The organism is Synechococcus sp. Cu2B8-bc1011 (assembly GCF_047302735.1).
Classification (GTDB): domain Bacteria; phylum Cyanobacteriota; class Cyanobacteriia; order PCC-6307; family Cyanobiaceae; genus Synechococcus_C.
The window spans coordinates 1,746,696-1,766,758 of record NZ_CP138915.1; the positions used below are offsets into that span (position 1 = coordinate 1,746,696).

Genomic DNA, 20,063 nt, shown 5'->3' on the forward strand with positions numbered 1-20,063 from the left:
TCAATGGTGCTGTGACAAGGCATCACAGTGATACCTCTCTTCAAAGGCAATGCGGGGGAACGCCCCGTACCCTTTTGGAGGCATCATGCTGATCAACTGCTTTCCTCCCATGGGATTTGATATCCACCTGATTGCAAATTTTGGGGCCCTCGCTCTGATCACGCTTGCTGGCCCAGCTGTGATCTTCATCCTCTTCTACAGGCGCGGAGCTCTCTGAAGCTTTGCGAGAGCGTGATACACCGGTGTTCTGGAGACCAGCCGTCCGGTGTAAGCGGCAATGATGGCCGTGAGACAAGCTCCTGCAAATAACTGTTGATCGCCCACCAGTCGCCAGGAAAAAATGAGCGAGACCAGCGGCAGTTGGGTGGCACCAGCTAGTCCTGCCGCTAGTCCAAGACCTACACCCACTTGGGTGCTGAATCCAATCACCGCACAGGTGCTGTAACCGAGTACGGCACCGAAGGTGAGTGATGGGTCGATCAATCCGCCTGGCACTCCTGGTGCTAGGGCGAGCATGGGGCCAATCACCCGGACCACCGTGATCCAAATGCTCACGAGTCCTGAGCGGACATTGCTGTGATCCGACCCCAATTCTGGTAAGCCTCGCTCGAGGAGTTGCTTCACGAGTGCTTCACCGTCCGCAGTGCTAGTTCCCCAGCTCAACAAGGCGAGCAGACTGAGTGCTGCGCCAAGGAATAGGCCGGTGCGCAGGGGACGTTGTCGCACCATTGGAGCTAAACGCGATGTGGACCAAACCAGACCACGGTTAAAGAATCCACCGACAAGTCCAGCGGCGATTCCGATCGGCACGGCCAGCAAGAGTTGTTCACTTTCGGGTGCAAACACATTGATAAGACCTAAGCCAAAGATCGGCTCCCCTCCAAGGTTCGAAAAACCAGCCGCGGCGATGCACACCAGCAAAGCTGGCCAGATCGTGACGATTGAATATTCAGCGGTGAGCTCCTCAAGCATGAAGACAACACCAAGTAGGGGGGTGTTGAAGCCGCCGGCTAGGCCAGCACCTCCGCCGATGGCAACCATCTGCCGTTCAGTCAGAGCTGGCATCCAATTGGGCCAACGTTTCTGACAGGCGCGTGCCACAGCAGAGCCAAATTGCACCACCGGGCCTTCCCGTCCCAGAGGAAACATGGCTGCTGTTGCCAGCGACCACAGAATTCCTCTGTGCACTGTGCTGCCTGCTTCCATCGCACTGGGCATCAACGAAGGATCTCCCAGGGCGTTCATCGTGGATGGAATTCCTGATCCAGCACCTGCACGCCACGGTCCCCGCTGAAGAATTAACAGGATTGGCATTACCACCACAGGAGTGAACACAATCAGCAGACCGATCGAGGTCCACGGGTTTTCGCCGGTTGTTGGCAGGAACTGGAAGAGCCACTCCTGAATGCGATCAACAAGATTCAGTGGGAGGCACGCCAGGCCGATCAAGACGCCAACAACCAGCAAGCCAATGAAGTGGCGCCCAAGTCGACTGATCTCGTTGAAAACCGCCGCTGTGCCCAGGAACCGTGAGCTGGTGGATTTGAGTTCAGAAGTCATGGAAGGAGGCCGAGGCCAATGCAAGCGTCTTGAATGAGGTCAGCAACGTAAGGGTGGCTTGCCCTTTTGTCTTCACTTTCGAAAACTCCTTTGCTGTTCACCGATCCAGACAGTCGCTCTCCTGTGGGGTTCTGAATCTCTACGCTAGAAGCGGCGGGGCTTGTGCAGCGATAAACCCCTGGGCCGCGGAGCAGATCTAAGCAGGCATGATGTTCTCGAAGCGCCTGAATGTCGAGCTGCAGTTTTGCTTCTCCCTGCCAGCGGTTGAGGCTGATCCGAAACGCAACATCAACCGTGGCTGGCAGGGGCTCGGTTTGTTGCCAGCGCCAGGCGATGGCTTCCCGCTCACAGTCGTCCTGAGCCAGGGTGAGTTTCAGGTGCCCGCCGCGGAGCAATCGTTGTGATGTCACCTGGCATCCTCTCGACCAAAACAGAGGGGCTGGATGGCCAATGCCAAAGGGTTCAAGAGACAGCAACGCTGACCAAAGGTCGTGATTGATCGCTGAGAGCGATAACAGTGCTTCTGGTTCCACCAGAAGTCCTTCTCCACGGGTTTGGATCCAAGACAGAGCCAAGACATTGAGCGCCTCATGCAGGCGATGCACATGTTCGGCCTTCACGGTGAAGCCCCCTGCGGCGGGGTGGCCGCCATGGCGTTCCAGGAGGTTGGTGCAGTGGTCTAGTGCCTTGTCGACAGCAAACCCTTCGGGTGCCCGTACCGAAGCCCGCATGAGGCCATCCCCATCAGCAGCCAGCAAGGCGGTTGGGCGTTGAAATCGGTCCATCAGCCGTGCAGCAACGATGCCAATCACACCGTGATGCCAGTGGCCTTGCGCGAGAAGCAGAAAGGGTGGTAGTGGATCACGGTCAGACTCCAATAAGGCCAATGCTTCGGCCTCAATGGCATCGCAGAGTTCCCGCCGCTGTCGGTTGAGACTGTCGCATTGACGACCCAGCTCAATGGCGCTGTCTTGGTCCTCTGCCGTGAGCAAATCCACCACCAGCTGGGGATCGCCGATGCGTCCCACCGCGTTGATTCTGGGGGCCAGTTGAAAACCGATGTCATCGGCGCGCAGTGGTCGATCGCCGAGTCCTGCAAGTTGCTGCAGGGCGCGTACACCCGGACACTTGCTTCGATGGAGATGAAGCAACCCTTCTCTCAGGAGTGTCCTATTCGCGCCTGTCAGAGGTGCCATGTCGGCCACCGTTCCAATGCAAAACAAATCACGAGCACTGGCGATAGCAGCGGGTTGGCGCATGCGTTCTGCGAGTTCGCGCGCAAGCACATACGCGAGCCCAACGCCTGCTAATCCCCGATAGGGAGAGTGGTCTGGCGTTGTGGCCGGATGAATCAACGCGAGAGCTTTTGGGCGTGTCTTTGGGAGCGTGTGGTGATCGGTGAGCACCACCTCCATCTCCAACTCTTCAGCTCTATTCAGGGCCTCGTGAGCAGCCACTCCGTTATCGACAGTGACAATGAGGCGGACTCCACAGTTGTGGAGTTCATTCACCATCGAACAGTTCAAGCCGTAGCCATCAGCCATACGGCTTGGAATCGCTGCTTGCGGTTCCGCTCCCAAGGTGCGCAGGGTGCGCAACAACAACGCTGTGCTTGTCATGCCATCAGCGTCGTAGTCGCCACAAATCGCAACGCGCTCTGCCTTTAAACAGGCCTGATGTAAGCGATGGACCGCCTTCTTCATGTCAGGGAAGTGACCATCAGGCTTGGGTAAGGGTGAATCGTTTAGCAGTGCATTCACCTGAGCTGGTTCTCTTAGACCTCGCCGGGACAACAGGGCAAGGAGGGGCAGAGGAAGGGGCACTGCCTGCAGAGCCGTGAGATCAATCCCCCTGGGTAGTTGCCATTGCTGAATCGAGGCGGCAGACGGCAACGGGCAGGTGCTCAAGGAGCCTGCATTGTGCTTCGTCCTTCAAGCTGTTGCCATTAATTGCATGGCTGTCATGCCTGTCTTGAAGACCGTGTTCTGGGATGTGGATGGCACCCTTGCAGACACTGAAATGGATGGACATCGACCAGCCTTCAATCGAGCTTTCGCTGAACAGGGTTTGAAGTGGACCTGGGATCCAGAGACCTACAGGCGTTTGCTCAGCATTCCTGGTGGTGGCCTTCGGATGAAAACCTTTGCGCAGCAGCAGGGTGACGTCTTGAGTGATGCGCAGTTTGCTCAGCTACGCGTTTCCAAACAGCGTCACTATCTCGATGCAGTGCGTGCCGGAGCTGTGTCGTTTCGCCCAGGCGTCAAAAGACTGCTTCGTGAGCTTGAGCAACGTGCGATTGCTCAATGGATTGTGACCAGCAGCGGCGGTCCTTCCGTCTCCGCGCTGTTAGGCACTTTGTTTCCTGGCGGCGACCATCCGTTTGCTGGGGTGATCAGTGCCGATGATGTATCAAGGCACAAACCCGGTCCTGAGCCTTATCTGAAAGCGTTAGAACGCAGCCACACCGATCCGGCTGAGGCTCTGGCCTTTGAGGATTCAACACCGGGTCTTCTCTCGGCAAGAAGCGCTGGCCTGCGTTGTCTTCTGATGCCTTCCCCATGGGATCAGGAGCTTGATCATTATCAAGATCAGGCCGTGGCGGTCCTGGATCATCTTGGAAGTGCCCAGGTTTCATGCAGTGTTTCGAGCGGCCCCCCTTGTGTCGAGGGCTTTGTCACGCTGGAGTACTTACAGATGCTTCTCGTCTTAACGGATTGATGACGACCCATCTCACCCGCTATGAACAGTTTCAGCGACGGATTGGTGTTCAACTCACACGAGCGCTAACTGGATCTTGGCGTCGCCGCAGCCTGGGTGTTCTCTCCCTGCTGCTGGGGTTCCTTTTGGGCAGCAACTTCACCATGTATTGGTTTCAAAAGATCGGCCAACGCCCCGTAGTCGTTTTCTTGATGGTGGTTGTGATTGAGCTGCTGATTCGAGCACGTACCTATGTCAAGCAAGAACCATGGCCCCTGGGGTGGCTAGCCCTCGACAACATCCGGATTGGTTGCGTGTTTTCAGTCGTCTTTGAGGCCTTCAAGCTTGGCTCCTGATTCGTCGCAAATGGCTCCCAAAGGTCTGTCTTTGCTCCTTGAAACCTTGGGATGGACAGATCCAGATCTCTGGTGGAGCCATTGGCAGCAACGCGGTGGCTTCGAGCTTGCCCGTCGTGTCTGGCCTGCAGAAGTGAAGGATGAATGGTTGCTGGGCGTGGCATTGCCACTGCTTTCGCAGGCAGAGAGCCTCTTAGAGAGCGGTGGTCGTCCTCTGCTCGGATTGAGTGCACTCCCTGGATGCGGGAAAACCACGCTTTGTGATTGGCTTGTTCAAGCGAGTTCCGAGTTGGGGTGGTCGATCGCGTTTCTTTCGATCGATGATTTTTATTGGCCTGGTCCGGAGCTTGATCGACGGATGGCAGGAAATCCGTGGGGAGTGCCCAGGGCCATACCTGGCAGTCATGATTTGGAACTGATGGCTACAGCTCTCGACCGTTGGCGAGAGACAGGAGTGTTGTACGCCCCTCGCTTTGATAAATCCCTACGTCAAGGTCGAGGAGATCGCAGTGAATGGGTTCGCTCCACTCCAGATTTAGTTGTTTTTGAAGGATGGTTCGTTGGCGTTCACGTTTCCGACGAGGTCTCTTTTGATCAGAATTCCACCACCGAGCCGCCTGTTGCTGAGACCATCGATTCGCTGGAACTCACGACGGAAGAGTTGTTGTATCGCGAGCAGTTGATTCGGCTCATCCCTGACTACGTACCGATCTGGAATCGAATCGATAAGCTCTGGCACCTCAAATCTCAAAGCGGAACATCAAGCCGGCTTTGGAAACGACAGCAGGTGGAGACTCAGGCCAAGACCACTGGTGTTCAAGTGCCTCAAACAGCTGTTCAAAATTTTGTTCGGATGATTGAAACTGTGTTTCCAGCTCCTTGGTTGCAGGATCTGCATCAATCCGATGTTGTGATTGATCTCACCAACCAACGCGCTGTTCGTGAGATCACCTTGAAATGAATTCAGTCCTCGCTGTCATCAGCATCAGCAACCGGATACACAAAACCTTGAGCACGACCACTCAAGACCGACTTGCCGATTGACATGGCACGTTGTGCAGCAGTGGCAGCTTTTGCTTTCCAAACAGCATGCCGTTGATTGCGCTTGCTCTTTGAGGTTTTCTTCTTCGGTACAGCCATTGCAGCCGGAACTCTTGCAAAGGCCCATATTCTCCTTTCGAGAGTCCGCTCGTCAAATCGCTACTCTTAATAGATCGCAGGAACGGTGTGAGTTCAGGTCAGGAAGATCGTGAAATCATTGTCTCCCAGGCATCTGGGGGGGATACCAAGGAAAGGCCCACCAATCCTTTTGCTCGTTTCAAATCGGATCCACCGCCGAGTTACAGCGAGTTATTGACACAAATTTCAGAGGGAAAAGTCAAAGATCTGCAGTTGGTTCCTGCTCGGCGGGAAGTGATCGTTCAATACGACGACGGCCGCAATGCCACTGTTTCCACGCTGGCGAACGATCAGCAAATCCTGCGCACAGCTGAATCTGCTGGTGTTCCCCTAACGGTCAAAGATGTTCGTCAGGAACAAGCATTGGCTGGTTTGGCGGGAAACTTGGCCCTGATCGCCTTGATTGTGATCGGTCTTTCCTTTCTTCTTCGTCGCTCAGCGCAGGCGGCAAACAAGGCCATGGGCTTTGGTCGCAGTCAAGCGCGGATCCGCCCTCAAGATGAAATCACCGTTCGATTTGAGGACGTCGCTGGGATCAGCGAAGCCAAGGAGGAACTTCAGGAGGTCGTGACCTTTCTGAAGCAACCGGAGAGTTTTATCCGTCTTGGAGCCCGGATCCCCCGGGGTGTTCTCTTGGTGGGACCACCAGGAACGGGCAAAACCTTGCTTGCTAAAGCCATCGCTGGAGAGGCTGGCGTTCCATTTTTCTCGATCGCTGCATCTGAGTTTGTTGAGCTCTTTGTGGGCGTTGGTGCCAGCCGCGTTCGCGATCTGTTTCGCAAGGCCAAGGAAAAGTCGCCTTGCATCATTTTTATCGATGAAATTGACGCTGTGGGCCGTCAACGCGGTGCAGGAATTGGGGGAGGAAATGATGAGCGCGAGCAGACCCTGAATCAGTTGCTGACTGAAATGGATGGTTTTGCGGATAATTCAGGTGTGATCCTGCTAGCGGCCACCAATAGAGCTGATGTTCTGGACACAGCTTTGATGCGTCCAGGCCGTTTCGATCGTCGTATCCATGTCGACCTGCCTGATCGCAAAGGGCGTGAAGCGATTCTTTCGGTCCATGCCCGAAGTAGACCCCTCTCAGACGAAGTCTCTTTGGCTGATTGGGCCTTAAGAACACCAGGCTTTTCAGGTGCTGACTTGGCCAACCTCATCAATGAGGCCGCCATCCTGACGGCACGTCATGAGCGCTCTTTTGTGGGGAGCTCAGAGTTAGAAGTTGCGTTGGAACGCATCACGATGGGCTTATCCGCGTCTCCACTGCAAGACAGTGCCAAGAAACGCTTGATTGCTTATCACGAAATTGGCCACGCCTTGGTGGCAGCTCATACACCTCACGCTGATCCCGTGGACAAGGTGACTCTGCTCCCACGTAGTGGCGGTGTGGGCGGATTTACCCGATTTTTCCCTGATGAGGAGGTGATTGATTCCGGCCTGGTGAGCAAAGCTTATTTGCGGGCGCGTCTTGTGATGGCACTTGGTGGTCGTGCTGCAGAGATGGTCGTGTTTGGACCTGGTGAGATCACTCAGGGAGCGAGCGGAGACCTTCAAATGGTGTCTCATCTCGCCAGAGAAATGGTGACTCGCTTTGGATTTTCTTCTTTAGGGCCCGTCGCCCTTGAAGGGGGAGACCAGGAGGTGTTTTTAGGCAGAGATTTAATTCAGACCCGTCCTTCCTATGCAGAGAGCACTGGTAAAGCGATTGATGCTTGTGTTCGCCAACTTGCAATCCAAGCTCTCAACGAGGCGATCGCCTTGTTGGAGTCGCGTCGCGAGGTGATGGACCGTCTTGTGGAGGCCTTGATTGCCGAAGAAACCCTATCGAGTTCGCGTTTTTATGATTTGGCAGGTCTTGATCAACCCCTCAGCCAATCCCCTCTGGCTCACAAGCCAGCCATGACTTGATTCGCTCTACTCCAGTGGCAAAGATCATCTGGACGTTAGGGCGCTTTGGGATCTTGTTGATCCCCTTGATTGTGATTGTCTCCAGGCTCCAGGTGGAGTGGTACTGGTTCGATCAATTCGACTTCGGCTCTGTTTATCGAAAACGCCTATTACTTCAAATAGCTGGCGCACTGTTTGCATTTCTATTTGTCGGGGGTTGTGCGCTTTGGCGTCAGTCTTGGCTGCGTTTACCTGAATCTTTAAAAGCTGAGAAAAAACCTGTCTTAACCGGATATCGCTTTGGCTTCAGCTTGATTGCATGCCTCCTGGTTTTGCTATCTGTCCTTGCAATCGATACACGGTTGGCCTGGCTGGCTTGGAACGAACCTTTTTCACTGTCCTACTGGTGGAGCCTTCCCTTTTCGACAGGTTGGCCATTGCTGAGCTTGTCGATTCTGTTGCTGACCCTGATTCTGTTCGGCCTTACGCGCAGCCGTCGTTTAGGTCTGGCCCAGGTTTACGGAAGCGTGTGTCTTTGTTTGATCGTTGCGCGCAGTTGGGGACTTTGGAGTCTTGCTTTATCGATTCCTGATATGGGACGAGTTGAACCCATGCTCGGTTCGGATGTGAGCTTTGGTTTGGGTCGTTTTTCTGCGATCGCGCTGGCACTCGAGTTAGTACTTTTGCAGCTTTCACTCACCTTGAGTACAGCTTTATGGAGTCGATTAACACGTTCAACTTGTCTCAGTGATTGGGCTTTTCCAGGATTAACTGTGCGGCAGCGACATGGATTGAGACCTGGTTTTGCCTTGGTGCTGATGACCTGCTCTGGATTGATGTGGCTCTCAAGGCACCAGTTGCTTTGGACTCAGGATGGAATTGTTGCAGGCGCCGGTTGGCTTGATGTTCATCTGCTGCTCCCTCTCCGATCTGTGGCCGCTGTTGCGCTATTTGTGTTGGCGATTGTTGTTTTGCCTTCACCCTTTTCCAGTCTTCGGCGCCAACAAATACGGCTCATCTTGGCCTCAATTGCTGTGGCTTCGTTTGCCTTGGAGATGGTGTTGTTCCCTTTGATGCACTGGCTTGTGGTGCGTCCCCGAGAATTACAGCTCGAGCGCCCTTATATCAGTCGAGCGATAGAGGCCACCCGTCACGCTTACCAATTGGATGCAATTGAGACTGAGCCTTTCGATCCTTCGCCTCGATTGAGCCCTGAAGATCTTCAAGACGGTTTGAGTACCTTGCGCAATATTCGGTTGTGGGATAGCCAACCGCTGCTTGCGACCAATCGGCAGCTTCAGCAGCTCAGGGTTTACTACCGCTTTACCAATGCAGCGGTTGATCGCTATCCGTTGCGTCCTGATTTACTTGAACGCCAGCAGGTGATCCTTGCTGCTCGTGAACTCGACCAGGCAGCGCTCCCCAAGCGATCACGGACCTGGCAAAACCGTCATTTCGTCTTTACGCATGGTTTTGGATTCACCTTGAGTCCAGTGAACTCACGTGCAGCAGACGGACTCCCTGATTATTTTATTAGTGATATCGGTCGTTCAGAGCGTATTAATGGCAACGAAACTCTTGGTATTAGTCGCGCCGATGTCAAAAAGAATGTACCAATTGGTCGGCCTGCTCTCTATTTTGGAATGCTACCTTCTCCCTATGCCGTTGCGCCAACGCAAATTGAGGAGTTCGATCATCCAGAAGGCGATGAAAATACCTACAACCATTATTCAGGGAGAGCGGGCGTTCCTCTTGCATCTTTAGGACAGCGAATTGCTGCATCGATTTATATCCGGGATCCCAGGTTGCTGAATACGGGTGTATTGAAGACTGATTCACGTTTATTGCTGAGACGTGATGTTAAACAGCGTGTCAATGCTTTGGCACCATTTTTGCAGTTGAAAGGTGATCCTTATCTTGTTTCTGTTCCCATGGAGTCTGGTCTTGATCAGTATCAGGAGAATCAACATCAGTATTGGATTGTTGATGGATATACCAGTTCCAATACCTATCCCTATGCATCAACGCTTCCAGACGGACAAGAGATGCGTTATGTGCGCAACTCCGTGAAGGCGATTGTTGATGCCTACAACGGAACAGTTCATCTTTATGTGAGTGAGCCTGACGACCCGATGATTCTTGGTTGGCAGAAGGTGTTTCCCGAGTTGTTCCAACCCTTGGAGGCAATGCCCACGGCTTTGAGTCAGCATCTCATGGTTCCTAGTTCCATGTTTGAACTACAGGTGCAACAATTACTCCGTTATCACGTTACGGATCCACGCATTTTTTATAGTGGAGATGACGTTTGGCAGGTTCCCAAAGAGCTGTATGGAAAGACGCAGATTCCTGTTGCTCCGTATCATATAACGGCTCAATTAAAGCGCAGTTTGGACTCTGAATTCTTGCTTTTGCAGCCGCTTACTCCACTAGCTCGTCCCAACCTTTCCGGTTGGTTGGCAGCCAGAAGCGATGCAGATCATTACGGAGAACTGATTCTACTGCGTTTCCCAAGTGATGTACCGATTTTTGGGCCTGAACAGATTCAGGCTTTGATTAATCAGAATCCCGAAATTAGCCAACAGTTTGGTCTCTGGGATCGCGCGGGCTCGCAAGTTGTGCAAGGCAACCTTTTGGTGTTGCCACTTGGGAACGCTCTTCTCTATGTCGAACCAATTTATTTAAGAGCACGTCGTGGTGGGTTGCCGACCCTAACGCGCGTAGTTGTCAGCGATGGAAGTCGTGTAGCGATGGCGAATGATTTAAACACGGGCCTTGAAGCACTTCTTCAGGGCAGTGGATCGAAGGATGTTGTTGTTCAGGAGCTTGATACGGCTTCCTAGGCCTCATGGCTAATATTCAATTCTGCTGGAAGATAAAGGCCAGTATTAATGCCAATTGGAACACTTAAGCCTTCCAGTCTCCTCAAACCCATCGAAAACATGAGGTGGATCTTGCCCTAATGTCCTGTGTCGGTCATACAGACTGAAGGAATCGACGTTACCTGGCCGTGTGTCGATAGCTGCCCTATGGAGCGTCTTGCTGCGGAACTCCATATCCAGCTCAGTGATGTGCCGGACCATGTGTTGCTCTGCAGTACAAGTGATCTGCGTCAACAAGGATTAACGAGACATGAAAAAACGGGATAGATCAGTGACCTACCCCGTGAACTCAATGATTAGCTTCTATGCGCTCAATTCCTTGTAAATCAGAGAATTTACAGGGTCATTGGAGTATTGATCAGCCGATTGCAGCAAAAAACTCTTTACTGCCCTTGGGATCAGGCTTCATGGTCTTCTCGCCTGGTGTCCAGTTGGCTGGACAGACTTCATCTGGGTTGGACTGCACGTACTGGAACGCTTGAAGTACACGCAGGGTCTCGTCAACATTCCTGCCAACAGGCAAGTTGTTGATCGTGGCGTGCATGATCACACCCTCTGGGTCGATGATGAACAAACCACGCAGAGCCACGCCTTCAGCGTCATCGAGAACGTTGTAAGCAGTGGAAATTTCTTTCTTCAGGTCTGAAACGAGCGGATAGTTGATATCGCCGATTCCGCCTTGATTGCGTGCGGTCTGGATCCAAGCCAGGTGACTGAATTGGCTGTCTACTGAAATACCCAGCACTTCAGTGTTTTTGCTTGAGAAATCAGAGTAGCGATCGCTGAACGCTGTGATTTCAGTTGGGCAAACAAAGGTGAAGTCCAGAGGGTAGAAAAACAGGACCACATACTTGCCGCGGTACTGAGACAGGCTGATCTCTTTGAACTCCTGATCCACTACAGCGGTAGCGGTGAAATCAGGGGCCTGTTGGCCCACGCGCAGGCAACCGTTGTCGGTCATGATGAAAGCTCGATGGGTACGTGACGGAAGCGAGGGACCAGACTCAATCCAAAGTCGGTCCGACTTCTAGTTACACGTCTCAATTTATCACGCCCTGCCCTTGAGTGCCGTCGGCTGAAGTACGAATAGTTTTCAGCAGATGGAGTTATAAAATTGTCAGATGATTGATCAACCGATGTCTTGGGATCAGGCCTTATTGCGCAAATTCAGCAGTACTGGTCACTTTCGACTCTTAAATCAAGTCCGCAGTGAGCTCAAAAGCCAGCCACTGAATCGTGACCCTCAGACCAGAAAGCTCACCCTTCAGGCAAGGCCTCACCACGGACAGTCGGTGCGTCAACAGAGGCGTCCTAATCCTGTTCCCGAAGATCAACCAATATTGACAATTGAAGAAACAACAAAAGACCACCCAACATCATTCAGAGAGAGACTTAATGCGATCGAAATGCGCTGAGTTTAATTCGCATTAACACGATCTAAGTAAAACAAATTGAGTGGCTCGGGGGAGACTTGAACTCCCGACCTTGGGGTTATGAATCCCACGCTCTAACCAGCTGAGCTACCGAGCCATAACCTCTACATTTTAGACGATCGCCTGATCGTGTTAGGCCTGGCGGCGTGCTGGAAGCTTTGCCATTGGATCCAATGCTGAGCCTCCACGTTGGCGAATTTCGAAATGCAGATGAGGCCCAGTGCTTCTCCCAGTACTGCCCATGAGTGAGATTTTCACTCCCTGGGCAATGATTTGTCCTTTACGTACTAAAAGGCGACTGTTGTGGGCGTAACGGGTGGATGATCCATCGGAGTGTGTTAACTCGACTAAATAACCGTATCCACTACTCCAACCAGAAAATTTCACAATGCCATCTCTGGCGGCAACGATTGGGGTGCCGACGTTGTTTGCAATGTCAATTCCCTTGTGCATTCGCCCCCATCTCCATCCATATCCAGATGTAAAGACCCCTTTTGTGGGCCACATGAAGGTTTCATTTCCAGCCCCGCCGTTGTCCATGCCGGGCAATGCGGGCAGGGCTGGGAAGCTGGCACCACCTGAAACTGTTGGACGAATCGCCAATAGAGCCCTTGGGGAAGCTTTGGCTACACGCACTTCACTGCCAATTGCCAAACGGGCAAGATCAAGCCCTGGATTCAGTGAACGCAATTCACTCAAGCTCAAGCCTTGATCTCGAGAAAACGATGACAACGATTCGTTGGCTTTGATGCGCACAACGGATTGTGGAGCTGGAGGCGACTGAAGTGGTGCCTTGCGCAGAACCGTGGTTCCGTCCAGACGGGTAGCGTTAACAAGACTTTCCTCAGCGTCGGCGGGGATCACAATCCATGCGCCGGCCTTGATTGTCTCAAAGGATGACTGGTCGTTAAGAGCGGTTAAATCAGAAGAGGAAAGGCCGAGATCCGCGGCTATATCTTTAAGGGAACTTCTCCTAGCAAGCTTCACCCAAAGCCGTGTTTGGGTTGATGGCGCCGATGCCAGAAGAAGGGGAGCCTGCACATGACCGGCGTCGGCAAATCCTGGGTGCTGAGACAAAACAGATAGGGACGTTCCTGATGCGATTGCCGTAACGAGAACGAGAAGGGGCTTCATCTGAATCAGCGATTTTTAACGTTCCTGGAGAAGCCACCACAGCTCAGGAACGGGCTGAAAGTAGCGGGAGTATGAGAGGAGCGCAAGGGCTGGGGTGTCAGCTTGGCGATTACCACAGCTGAAGCTGCGATCCTGCTTGGTGGCTGACGATGGCACACGCCACAGAAAGATTGAGGCTCCGCACGCCCCCTTGGCCATCTTCCCCGGCGCTGCACGGCATCGAAATCGTTGTGATTTGACTACAGCGGCTGCGTACCGCTTCCGATAGGCCGGTGTCTTCGCGGCCGAACAGCAAAACATCTCCCTGTTGGAACTGCATCTCCCTTAGGAGAATCCCTCCGCGACGGCTACAGCCAATCACCCTTGAGGGTTGCGTCAATGACTCGAAAAACGCGTCAATATCCTTGTGAATCGTGAGGTCAACGTGGGGCCAATAATCAAGACCAGCCCTTTTTAAATAACGATCATCAAGACTGAATCCAAGTGGTTCAATTAGATCCAGTGGTAAACCAAAAGCTGCGCAAGTACGGGCAATATTCCCTGTGTTTGGAGGAATGCGTGGTTCAAAGAGTGCCACCCTTAATGGTCTTCGGATCAGAGACTGCTTATCTGATGATTGATTCTTTGAGACTTTGTTCACGGAACGAGTACGCCTAATTGTGAGAGGTTGATAGCTCTTCCTTGGATCACCAGCCAGCTATCGGCTGAATGTTGTTCTAAGCGTTGTGCGAGCCAGCCTTGGCGGTCCCTAAATAGCCCGCCAATCTTGGTTGCTGGGACGACGCCCCAGCCTGTTTCTTCAACCACGATCACGGTGGGGCGTGTACGGGAAAGAAGACTTTGAATCAACTCTTCCACCTCTTGCTCCCACTGCAGATCATTGCGATCCAGGTGCAAGGCCGTAAAACCACCAAGGGCATCGATCAGTAAGGGTTGATTGGCCTCCTCTCTTCGAATGCATTCGGCAAGCTTTGATCCGGGTTCGCGCAGCTGCCAGTGCAAGGGGCGTCTCTCTCGATGCAGATGAATCCTTTTATCCCAGCTTGGATCGTTCGAACGAGGAGCCGACGTCGCGACGTAGGTCACTGTTTCTTCAGCGCTGAGCAAATGTTCAGCCCAGCGGCTTTTTCCTCCACGGCTGGGTCCGCTAACAAGAATGATCCCGTTGGGAACCTCTGGTTTGCTGGTGTTCGGATCAGCCAAGGCGTTATCCGCCTCCGTTCATACCTCGCAATGTGGCAACCGAGGATGGACTGACACGGTTGAGATAGCGGAAGATCCAATATTTAAAAATGGTCGCTAAAATGACAGGGAAAGTAGCGATGAAAAGCAGGATAAAGTTTTCGCGGGCGGGGAATCCAAAGTGATTGGCAATCCCATCAAGAAGCACAGTCCAACCCTCTGGACTATGAAATCCAACAAAGATATCAGTAAATAATATAATTGCGAAGGCTTTAGCTGAGTCACTTAATCCGTAGACAGCCTCATCAAAAAATCCTCGAAGTACCCTGAGCTCTTCACGGCTGAACAAGCAGACCATGACAAATGCAAGCGTGGCAGAGATGTCCGCTAAAACATTTTTCACAGCATGGGTACTTTCTGCATCGGCCTCTTCTTTGAGCTCAGCAGCTTTTTTCCCAAGCTCTTGTTGTAGTTCTTCTTGGCTTGGGATTGTGTCACCGCGAAGAAGTGCATCGAATTCAATTTCTGCCTTATACACTCTCAACTTTTCTACAGCTTGTTCTTCGAGTTGTGGCTTTGGGTAACTCAAAAAGGGGAGGTCTGGAGCAAAGCGATCTACGGCAGGACTAATGATGTAGGTGCGGCTGACCTGTTGGACTAACAAAGGCACAAGAATCAGCAGCAATAGAACTTTCAATGAGATCAGGGTTGAATCCCTTCGTCTCCGAAAGCCTGCAACTAAGGTCGCTTCCCCAGCTGGATTGAGCTGCCGGCGCACCTTGTCGAACACCCCTAGCAACGATCGTGGAAGCGGATCTGGCTCGCGAGTCATGGTCGGCGCAGCCGAGACCCGTTTGGGGCTGTACCGGTTGACGACACTTTCAATGAGCTGAAGTTGACGCAGTTCCTGAGGATCCAGCTGAGAGCGCTGGTATTCCAGTTGATCGAGCGATGCTCGACAAACATTGATGGCAACACGAAACTTGCGCAGAACCGTTGCCTGGACTGACTTCGGAACAGAGAGCTCTAGATCGGGACGGATGGGGCGGTCGCCGTAGTACTCGAGCTCCAAGCTCTGGATCAATAAGGCCGCCTCGTAGCCCCGATCGAGATCAGAGTTGACGTCAAGGGCGTTGGCCTTACCAAAGGCTCCGATCCAATTGCGAAATGCCATAGCTGATCAGCGGGAGAAGACCCACCAAGTGGCCATTGGCACAATGGTTCCGACCACTAGCAGCACAATCACCCAAGTGAAGGCGTTACTCTCGCGCGTTTCCTCAATCGTTGGAACGTTGGTGGGAATCGAGGTGCGTTCCATTTCAATCGGTGGGCCGGGATCTTCGCCTCCATTGAGAACCACGGCAATGCGGTCAATTCCATCCATCGATGCCTGACGGAATCTCTCTCCGTTGCGCATTGGCTGACTCATTGTGGTCCGGCCGGTGCTGCGGAGCAATGCATCTGGAAGCTGATCCCTTAGCTCTGGTGAGACAACAACCGCAGCTTGATTGTTCTGTATTTCTTCAAGAAAAAGAATGAGAGGACGTTCGCTTCTGTTCTCATTGTTTGACCACCGTTCAACTAATTCTTCTCCGAACCCTGAAAGACTCAGCCCATAGTCAAGTCGCCGCAAGGTAATTACCCGGGCGTCAACTTTTGAGGATTCCAATTGATTCAGCCGACTTTCAATTTCACTCTTTCCAGCCCGACTGAGTACATCAGCAGAATCAAGAACAGCTTCTTCGGGCGGCTGAGCTGGTAAATCTTGGGGAGACAAGCCGAAACCCGCAGGCACTGCCAAAAAGAAGCAGAGGCTGGTGGCAATGAGCAGCTGCAGAGACTTGAAGAGGCTAGGCATCATGGGAAGTTCGATTTGGAGAGTCTGCTTCAGCTGGCAAGGCTGTCGTAATTCAAGGCCATGATCGCGTCCATCACGGCTTGAGCTTTGCCTTGCGGTAAGTCAACGCTTTGAGCAAGCTCGTTGAGGAACGCTTGTTCCTCTGTGGTCACAGTTCGATCAGCGTGAACCAGCTGAACGGCTACGGCAAGAGCCGTTTCCTTTTGGGGCTGTTTTAGATGAGGAAGGGCATCTTTGATCAATTGGCTTGATCCATGTTCGCGAAGGCGTTTGAGCAGCTGGTCAAACAACATTGCCATTTCACGCTCACTTCGATCTTTATAGGGAGTTCGATATTCAAGTTGACGTCTTAAAGCATGCGCTTCATCCTTTCCTAATATTCCATCGCAAGCCACTGTGGCCAGCGCAATTGCGGCAAAGGCTTCAGATTCAGTCATCAGCGTTGGGGGAATGCTTCTATTTCAGCAAGAGTGCATCGATCTGACTGCTCATGAGTTGCAAAATATGTTGAGATCCGCCCAATGGTGTTTGCTCGCAGGCGTGCTTGTTTTGGGGCTTTCGATCCTGAATGCCAGCACTGCTGAAACCATCACTCCAAGTCTGGAGCGAGCCGATGTTCTTGCCGGGATGGCGGGAGTTGGTTTGATGCTTGTTTCCATACTCTGGACCCGGGCCTCCCCACGCAGTCCGGATGCGGTTGAACTTGAAGGTGAGCAGGGTTTTGTGCTCTCTTCCAACTTGACCGATGCGGTACGAGCTGAAATGGCGTGGGGTAGCCATCAATTCCTTACAGCGACCTCCGCCGCCACGATTCTTGTCTTTTGGAAGGGTTCCGTTCTGCTTCGACGTGGCCTTTTAGGAACTGGTGATTTTGAACCGGGCCAAATTTGTCGACGCTCCCTCCAAAAGCAAGAACTTGTTTCGCTCGTGAAAACAGCCCTCTATCCGGGTAAAGCTGAGTTTGACCCCGTTTTGCCCGGCTTGCCTTCCGTGATGGTGCAACCACTTGGAGATAGTGGCTGGGTTGTGATTGGTGGCTGGTCGGAGCGATGTTTCAGTCGATCCGATGAACGGTGGCTGATGGGTTGGGCTGAAAGGCTTAAAACAACACTGGAGCTTGAGAACGCTCTTCTGATTGATCCTGACGATTCGTCTTTTCCTCAATCGTGAGTTCGGAACGTACCTTGTTGCCTGGAGCTGAGAAAGTCAGTGATCCTTTCTCTCCTACAGATCCTCTGAGCGTTTGTGCCTCTGTAATTTGATTGTTGTCATCCCGTTCTACCCGAACGTTTCCAGTCGCTAAAACTTCGTCTGTTTGCCAATTCCATCGGCATTTCCGCGCGCGTAACCGTTCGCCTGGTTGTTTGATGCGGCAGCCCTCAGGGATGATCACAGTATTTTGATCGAGTTCAGCGCTGAAACGTTCACCATTGATCTGGATGTCATTGATCAACCCCTCAAATGAGTCGTTACTTCTCAGGGTTTGTTGACGGAAATTCCAGCTGGTGTCTTTGGCCAGTAACAGGCCTTTGCTTCTAGGCATGGTGACGGTCACAGGAGATTTCACCGTGATGACGCCTTTCTTGGTATTGCCGATCAATTCACGTCCCTCGAGCTGCTCTAAGACAACGCCCTCTTGATCGCGACGTTGACCCAGAACTGGTCCATCCGCTTTGAGCGCGCCGTTTTCTAGGTTCCACAGCGCCTTTCCTGTTCGGACAGCCGTATCTGGCTTCATCGTGAGTGCGAGCTTGTCTTGCCAGCGATCGAGTTGAACAGGACCGTTGAGAGTTAGGTCATTGGTGTCTTGCTGAAGAATGGCAATGGTTGCGGTGATTCTCGAACGAGCATCAAAAGCTCTTGGCTTTTCTTCCATCACCAGGCGAGAGAGTTCTGGAATCCAACGCAATCTTTCACCTTTAACTAATAGCTTTTGACCATTGATTTGCTGTAGCTGAACATCGCCTTCGAGAATTATCTGTTCACCATCATTGATGACTACCGCAAACTCAGCTCTAATTTTAAAAGATGGTTTGTTCTTGTTGTAGAGAATTCCTATGGGTTGCTTAGCTCTCACTAATCTGCGTGACAGTTCATAGCGAGCTTCGGGGCTCGAGAGTTTCCAGTCGATATCTCCACTCGATTTTTTTTGTTCAAGCTCCAACTTGCGAAACACAAATGGCAGGGGTGCATCAGTTCCCGCGCGATTGTCTGTGGATGAGGTGCATCCCAGCATGAGGGCACTAAGAATCACTGGAGTCATCAAGGTTGCGCTTTTCAGCAACCTGTTGATGGTGAATTGCTGAGCCAAGGTCACAGTGCTTCTTCGAGTTCCAGTCGTTGCATCACTGGCTGGGGCTGGGGTAGGGGATGGCCAGATTCGAGACGTCCCCATACCAGTTCTCCGGTCCAGTTAGTTGCTGAAGGTTGGTTGAGCTGGGACAAAATCCTCTCGCTCAAATCAGGAACGAGAGGTTGGAGTAGCCATCCCACAAGTCGAGCGCTCTCTAGAACTCCGTATAAGTCGACCGCGACCTGAGCTTCTTGACCACCCTTCTTCATTTTGCTCCAAGGTGCTTGGTCATTAAGGTATCCGTTCGCTTGAATCGCTAGGTGAAGAATGGCCTCAGCCGCTTTCTGAAAGGCCATGGATGGCATGGCCTCGCGCACCGAAGCAATAGCTGTTTCTGCGGACTGGCGTAACGCATGTTGATCGCTGTCTTTGGACGTAACAGTGGGAGTGGACTCGTTAAACCATTTACGAGACATCGATGAGGTTCGATTGAGCAAATTGCCAATGGTATTGGCGAGGTCATTGTTGACGAGATCGACAAAACGCTGCTGTTGGAAATCACCATCGTCTCCAAATTGAATATCGCGTAAGAGATACCAGCGAACGGCATCTGTGCCGCAGCGATTTAAAAGTAATTCTGGGTCAAGCACGTTGCCAATCGACTTGCCCATTTTTTGACCTTCTCTGGTTAAAAAACCATGACCAAATACTTTTTTGGGTAAAGCTAAACCTGCTGACATCAACATTGCTGGCCAATACACAGCATGGAAACGCAAGATGTCTTTGCCAATCACGTGTTGATTCGCTGGCCAGCCAACAGCATTTAAGCGATCAAGCTCAATAGTCCCACCATCGTCTAATAGAGCTGTGAGGTAGCCGAGTAAGGCATCGAACCAGACATAAAAGGTATGGCCTTGATGCCCTGGTACTGGTAATCCCCAATCCACATTGACCCTTGAGATGGAAAAGTCGCGCAATCCACCTGCTACAAAATTTTGAATCTCGTTGCGACGACTCGCTGGTGCAATGAAGTCGGACTGCTCGATTAGCTTCTCAATTTTGTCTTGGAAGTGCGACAAACAAAAGAAAAGGTTTTCCTCATCTCTCCACTCCAATGGTTTCTGGTGGATCGAACACGTTGGGTTAACTGCTTCGGCGGGATCATCCTTGAATTCCTCACAACCAACGCAATACCAACCGGTTTGTCGTCCACTTCTGATATCTCCTGCCTCTTCACAGCGTTGGAAAAACTGTTGGACCAGCGGCAAATGGCGTGGTGAGGTGGTTCGGACAAATCGATCGTTGCTGATGTCCCATTCCTTCCAAGCTTTTTCGTACCTGGCTGTGATCCGATTGCAGTGATCAATTGGACTAATTCCCTGATCAGCAGCTGTGCGTTGGATCTTTTGACCGTGTTCATCAACGCCAGTCACGAACACCACTTCATGGCCTTCCAGCCTTTGAAAGCGGGCCAATGCATCACAAGCAATGGTGGTGTAGGTGCTTCCTAAGTGTGGTTTGTCGTTGACGTAATAAAGCGGGGTTGTAAGGGTATAAATCATGGTCGTCTCGGGGTGGTCCCCTTCCGGCCTTGGATCCTAA

General features: G+C 52.2%; 20 protein-coding genes and 1 tRNA gene. 8 read left to right on the forward strand and 13 right to left on the reverse strand.

What is annotated here, in order from left to right:
• Positions 1-109 precede the first annotated feature (109 nt).
• Positions 110-217, forward strand: a complete 108-nt coding sequence (gene psb30 / locus SIC18_RS09080) for a photosystem II reaction center protein Ycf12/Psb30 (RefSeq protein ID WP_038013133.1) — start codon at positions 110-112, stop codon at positions 215-217.
• On the opposite strand, the gene SIC18_RS09085 is transcribed toward psb30, so the two are convergent.
• On the reverse strand, positions 196-1,560 hold the full coding sequence (locus tag SIC18_RS09085; RefSeq protein ID WP_048346438.1) for a chloride channel protein: 1,365 nt from the start codon (positions 1,558-1,560) through the stop codon (positions 196-198). The genes psb30 and SIC18_RS09085 overlap by 22 nt on opposite strands.
• Positions 1,557-3,452, reverse strand: coding sequence for a single-stranded-DNA-specific exonuclease RecJ (gene recJ / locus SIC18_RS09090; RefSeq protein WP_413430530.1), 1,896 nt, complete (start codon positions 3,450-3,452; stop codon positions 1,557-1,559). The genes SIC18_RS09085 and recJ overlap by 4 nt, the downstream gene beginning before the upstream one ends.
• A 61-nt stretch (positions 3,453-3,513) precedes the next feature.
• Between recJ and SIC18_RS09095 the strand changes: the two genes are divergently transcribed.
• From SIC18_RS09095 to SIC18_RS09105, 3 genes are read left to right on the forward strand one after another with little or no spacing between them, the layout of a single operon-like run.
• Positions 3,514-4,278: an HAD-IA family hydrolase gene (locus tag SIC18_RS09095; protein WP_245407301.1), complete on the forward strand. Its 765-nt coding sequence runs from the start codon at positions 3,514-3,516 to the stop codon at positions 4,276-4,278.
• Positions 4,278-4,613: a DUF565 domain-containing protein gene (locus SIC18_RS09100; RefSeq protein WP_048346440.1), complete on the forward strand. Its 336-nt coding sequence runs from the start codon at positions 4,278-4,280 to the stop codon at positions 4,611-4,613. The genes SIC18_RS09095 and SIC18_RS09100 overlap by 1 nt, the downstream gene beginning before the upstream one ends.
• Before the next feature lie 10 nt (positions 4,614-4,623).
• Entirely contained in the window at positions 4,624-5,574 is a 951-nt protein-coding gene (locus tag SIC18_RS09105; protein WP_413429389.1) for a kinase, read from the forward strand.
• A gap of 2 nt (positions 5,575-5,576) precedes the next feature.
• On the opposite strand, the gene rpmF is transcribed toward SIC18_RS09105, so the two are convergent.
• Positions 5,577-5,753, reverse strand: a complete 177-nt coding sequence (gene rpmF, locus SIC18_RS09110) for a 50S ribosomal protein L32 (protein ID WP_006852524.1) — start codon at positions 5,751-5,753, stop codon at positions 5,577-5,579.
• Between the two features lie 114 nt (positions 5,754-5,867).
• Between rpmF and ftsH the strand changes: the two genes are divergently transcribed.
• Positions 5,868-7,703 (forward strand): ATP-dependent zinc metalloprotease FtsH, encoded by a 1,836-nt coding sequence (gene ftsH / locus SIC18_RS09115; RefSeq protein WP_413430531.1) that lies wholly within the window; start codon positions 5,868-5,870, stop codon positions 7,701-7,703.
• A gap of 14 nt (positions 7,704-7,717) precedes the next feature.
• Positions 7,718-10,522: a UPF0182 family protein gene (locus SIC18_RS09120; RefSeq protein ID WP_413429390.1), complete on the forward strand. Its 2,805-nt coding sequence runs from the start codon at positions 7,718-7,720 to the stop codon at positions 10,520-10,522.
• A 397-nt stretch (positions 10,523-10,919) separates the two neighbouring features.
• Here SIC18_RS09120 and SIC18_RS09125 read toward each other — a convergent pair whose 3' ends face one another.
• On the reverse strand, positions 10,920-11,522 hold the full coding sequence (locus SIC18_RS09125) for a peroxiredoxin (RefSeq protein WP_006852528.1): 603 nt from the start codon (positions 11,520-11,522) through the stop codon (positions 10,920-10,922).
• Between the two features lie 160 nt (positions 11,523-11,682).
• Here SIC18_RS09125 and SIC18_RS09130 point away from each other — a divergent pair, with 160 nt between their 5' ends.
• Complete coding sequence (locus SIC18_RS09130; RefSeq protein ID WP_413429392.1) at positions 11,683-11,976, forward strand: hypothetical protein; 294 nt, start codon at positions 11,683-11,685, stop codon at positions 11,974-11,976.
• Between the two features lie 41 nt (positions 11,977-12,017).
• Here the strand turns inward: SIC18_RS09130 and SIC18_RS09135 are convergent.
• The 7 genes from SIC18_RS09135 to SIC18_RS09165 all read right to left on the reverse strand — a co-directional run bounded on the left by SIC18_RS09135 (position 12,018) and on the right by SIC18_RS09165 (position 16,605).
• Positions 12,018-12,091, reverse strand: a tRNA-Met gene (locus SIC18_RS09135).
• 35 nt (positions 12,092-12,126) lie between these two features.
• Positions 12,127-13,128: a M23 family metallopeptidase gene (locus SIC18_RS09140; RefSeq protein WP_413429393.1), complete on the reverse strand. Its 1,002-nt coding sequence runs from the start codon at positions 13,126-13,128 to the stop codon at positions 12,127-12,129.
• A gap of 109 nt (positions 13,129-13,237) precedes the next feature.
• Positions 13,238-13,768 carry a tRNA (cytidine(34)-2'-O)-methyltransferase gene (locus SIC18_RS09145; protein WP_245407302.1) on the reverse strand — a complete coding sequence of 177 codons (531 nt, stop codon included), beginning with the start codon at positions 13,766-13,768 and terminating at the stop codon, positions 13,238-13,240.
• Positions 13,765-14,331: a bifunctional adenosylcobinamide kinase/adenosylcobinamide-phosphate guanylyltransferase gene (locus SIC18_RS09150; protein ID WP_048346446.1), complete on the reverse strand. Its 567-nt coding sequence runs from the start codon at positions 14,329-14,331 to the stop codon at positions 13,765-13,767. The genes SIC18_RS09145 and SIC18_RS09150 overlap by 4 nt, the downstream gene beginning before the upstream one ends.
• Before the next feature lie 4 nt (positions 14,332-14,335).
• On the reverse strand, positions 14,336-15,484 hold the full coding sequence (pxcA, locus tag SIC18_RS09155; protein WP_048346447.1) for a proton extrusion protein PcxA: 1,149 nt from the start codon (positions 15,482-15,484) through the stop codon (positions 14,336-14,338).
• Between the two features lie 6 nt (positions 15,485-15,490).
• On the reverse strand, positions 15,491-16,168 hold the full coding sequence (gene psb32 / locus SIC18_RS09160) for a photosystem II repair protein Psb32 (RefSeq protein WP_048348126.1): 678 nt from the start codon (positions 16,166-16,168) through the stop codon (positions 15,491-15,493).
• Positions 16,169-16,197: 29 nt separating this feature from the next.
• The gene (locus tag SIC18_RS09165) at positions 16,198-16,605 is read right to left on the reverse strand and encodes a tellurite resistance TerB family protein (protein ID WP_048346448.1); all 408 of its coding nucleotides are present in this window, start codon (positions 16,603-16,605) and stop codon (positions 16,198-16,200) included.
• Positions 16,606-16,672: 67 nt separating this feature from the next.
• On the opposite strand from SIC18_RS09165, the gene SIC18_RS09170 reads away from it, so the two are divergent.
• Positions 16,673-17,338, forward strand: coding sequence for a cofactor assembly of complex C subunit B (locus SIC18_RS09170; RefSeq protein ID WP_250395466.1), 666 nt, complete (start codon positions 16,673-16,675; stop codon positions 17,336-17,338).
• On the opposite strand, the gene lptC is transcribed toward SIC18_RS09170, so the two are convergent.
• Together lptC and metG are read right to left on the reverse strand one after the other, a co-directional pair.
• Complete coding sequence (gene lptC / locus SIC18_RS09175; protein ID WP_413429394.1) at positions 17,268-18,563, reverse strand: LPS export ABC transporter periplasmic protein LptC; 1,296 nt, start codon at positions 18,561-18,563, stop codon at positions 17,268-17,270. The two genes, SIC18_RS09170 and lptC, sit on opposite strands and share 71 nt — an antisense overlap.
• The gene (gene metG / locus SIC18_RS09180; protein ID WP_250395464.1) at positions 18,482-20,023 is read right to left on the reverse strand and encodes a methionine--tRNA ligase; all 1,542 of its coding nucleotides are present in this window, start codon (positions 20,021-20,023) and stop codon (positions 18,482-18,484) included. Before metG ends, lptC begins: the two co-directional genes overlap by 82 nt.
• Positions 20,024-20,063 lie beyond the last annotated feature (40 nt).